Raw genomic sequence first — 2986 nt, forward strand, 5'->3', positions numbered from 1 at the left:
GCCCGCATTGGAAGACAAGAGACGCGGCCGATGCTATGCGAAATCCGCCATATTCTCCGGAATTGACCGGTTTTGCTCGCCGAATATGCGAACGGCGTGCGATACAGTGGTAGCACCATCACCCAAGGAGGTAATCATGGCTGATTTTGATTTTGGTGACGGCCTGCGCAAGGTGTTCCTCGCCGGTGTCGGCGCATTGGCGACCACCGTCGAGAAGGGCCAGGAGATCGTCGACGATCTGGTGAAGAAGGGCGAGCTGACGGTCGAGCAGGGCAAGGCGCTGAACGCCGAACTCAAGCACAAGGTCCAGGAGGCCAAGGAGACCTCCGCGGCCGAATCCGGCGCCAAAGCGGATGCCGCGGAATCCGACGCCAAGGCCGAATAACCACGTTTCCCCCTCGCCGTCCGTGCCGAACAGCCGGCACGGACGGCGATTTATCATGCCTGTTGTCATGTGCGAAAGGCGATATGTCTGTGAACTCCCAGTCCGATAGGTCGGATGCGGCCCGTCCGGAAAGCGTCGAACCGGTCACGCTTTCCGACAGGGTCAACGCGGTCATCAATCCCGCGGCCGAACCATCGCCGGACGCCGCCGCGCATGCGGCCGGCACGGCGAACGATGCGGGCGGGGCGCGGAACATCCCAGGCCGCGCCGCGAACGGCACAGCGGAAAACCATGGGGGAAACACCGCGGGCGATTCCGCACGCGACGCCTCGCAGCCATTCGTGGCGGGCGAAACCATCGGCATCTTCGGCCCGCGCAAAGACACCTTCTCGCAGCGCTACCACCTCACCAGACGCGGCAAGCTGAGGCGGCTCATGCAGATCGCGCGCATCGCCAACCACTTCGATGCCGTGCACGGGCTCACGCCGGTCAAAATGCGGCTGATGCTCGAAGCGCTCGGCCCGACGTTCGTGAAAGTCGGCCAGATACTGTCGATGCGCTCCGAGATTCTGCCGCAATCCTTCTGCGACGAACTCGCCAAACTGCGCGCCAACGCCGACCCCATGCCCTACGACACGGTGCTGAGCGTGCTGGAAAACGAATACGGACGCCCGACGGACGAGATCTTCGAGCACATCGACGCCACGCCGCTCGGCTCGGCAAGCCTCGCGCAGGTGCATCGCGCGAAACTGCGCACCGGCGAGGACGTGGCGATCAAGGTGCAGCGCCCGGGCGTGCGCGAAACCATGGCGCAGGATGTGTCCATCATGCGCTCCATCGCGCGGCTCGCCACGAAAACCATGCGCAGCGCGCAGGTGGTCGACCTCTCCGGCGTGGTCGAGGAGCTGTGGGACACCTTCGAATCGGAAACCGACTTCCTCATCGAAGCGCGCAATCTGGCGGAATTCAAACGGTTCTGCGAACGATACCGGTACATGGACTGCCCGAAGCCCTATCCTGACCTGTGCACCGAACACGTAGTCGTGATGGACTATGTGGAGGGCATCTCCGTCTCCCACCCCGACCGGCTGGTGAAGGCCGGCTACGACCTCAAGGAGATCGGCACCAAACTGGTCGACAACTACGCCACGCAGGTGCTCGACGAAGGATTCTTCCACGCCGACCCGCACCCCGGCAACATCATGGTGCACGGCGGGCAGATCGTGCTGCTCGACCTCGGCATGACCGGACGGCTCAACGCGAAAACCCGCTCCGTGCTCAAAGACATGATCTTCGCCGTCGCGAAACAGGATTCGCCGGCGCTCGCCGACGGGCTGCTGCGGTTCGCCGGCGCGGAGGCCGACGCCGAGGACTATCCGGCGCTGCTCGCCGACCTCGATGTGATCGTCAAGGAATTCGGCACGGTCGATCTGGCGGACCTCGACATCGCCGCCATGCTCACCGCGTTGACGCAGATGGCGCAGCGGCACGGCATCGAGGTGCCGAGCACCGTCACCACGGTCGGCCGCGCGCTGGTCACGCTCGAAGGATTGCTCGACGAGTTCATCCCCGACGTGAACATGATCCAGATCATCTCCGACCACATCGCGGCAAGCACCTCGAAGAAGGACCTCGCCAAGGACGAGGCGAAATCCCTGGCATTGGAGACGCACGAGGCGCTGCACAGCCTGCTGGCCGCGGCGAACGAGCTGAAGGTGGCCTCGCGCATGCTCACCCGCGGGCAGCTGCGCGTGAACATGGAGATGGTCGGCTCGCAGGAACCCATCCACCTGCTCGCCAACATGGTGAACAGGCTGACGATGGCGCTGATCGTGGTCGGTCTGTTCATCGGCTCGTCGATCGTGTACTACGCGGGCATCAAGCCGGTGATTTTCGGCATTCCGATCGTCGGATTCCTCGGTTACGTGATCGCCTTCATCCTCTCCGTCTGGATCGTGTTCGACATCTACTTCAAAGGACGTGGCTCGAAGAAGCGGTAGCGGCTTCCGGTAGAGTGGATTTTCCGATGGATTTCCTGATGGATTTCCCGGTCCGGGGACTTTCGCATCGGAACCGCATCCATGGCTAAACCATTCCGACCAAGTGGACGGCCATTCCAACCATTCGAGGAGCGAGCATGAGCGAACAGCAGACATGGCGACAGCCGACGTTTGCCGAGGCGCTGGACGTCTCCTCGAAATTCGCGCGCAGACAGCGGCTTCGCAGGCAATTGCACATGCTGTACGCATTCGTCGCGGTGCTGGTGCTGGCCGCGCTCGCGGTCGCCGGCTTTCCCTATGTATTGCAGTGGCATTCGTCGCAGGTCACCGCGCGGACCTCGGATCTGGCCGAACGCAGGGTCGCCGGATGGCCGCGTTCCCGAACCGAACGTGCGCTGGCTGAGGCTCGGGCCTACAACCGTCGTCTCGCCGCATCCAAACAGAGCATGCTCGGCGAGGCGGAGGATCCGTTCTCGGACGCTTCCGGCGGGTCCCACGCCTCCGGCAAGGATTCGTTGTCGCAGAAGGACGGCGAATACCAGTCGCTGCTCGACACCGGCGACGGTGTGATGGGCACGGTCCGCATCCCGAAGATCTCGGT

Annotated in this window: 2 protein-coding genes and 1 pseudogene; all 3 read left to right on the forward strand. The window is 63.4% G+C overall.

Going from position 1 to position 2986, the window contains the following annotated elements:
* Positions 1 to 136: 136 nt before the first annotated feature.
* Positions 137 to 385 carry a phasin family protein gene (locus tag B3C64_RS00830; protein WP_291533068.1) on the forward strand — a complete coding sequence of 83 codons (249 nt, stop codon included), beginning with the start codon at positions 137 to 139 and terminating at the stop codon, positions 383 to 385.
* 83 nt (positions 386 to 468) lie between these two features.
* Positions 469 to 2385 (forward strand): ABC1 kinase family protein, encoded by a 1917-nt coding sequence (locus B3C64_RS00835; RefSeq protein WP_291533069.1) that lies wholly within the window; start codon positions 469 to 471, stop codon positions 2383 to 2385.
* 137 nt (positions 2386 to 2522) lie between these two features.
* A pseudogene (locus B3C64_RS00840) lies at positions 2523 to 2986 on the forward strand (class C sortase); the annotation flags it as partial.

Source organism: Bifidobacterium sp. UBA6881 (assembly GCA_002451435.1).
Lineage (GTDB): Bacteria > Actinomycetota > Actinomycetes > Actinomycetales > Bifidobacteriaceae > Bifidobacterium.

What these genes read in the sequence shown, in the direction of transcription:
- B3C64_RS00830 (WP_291533068.1), top strand. Translation starts at nt 137, where the DNA reads ATGGCTGATTTTGATTTTGGTGACGGCCTGCGCAAGGTGTTCCTCGCC.
- B3C64_RS00835 (WP_291533069.1), top strand. Translation starts at nt 469, where the DNA reads ATGTCTGTGAACTCCCAGTCCGATAGGTCGGATGCGGCCCGTCCGGAA.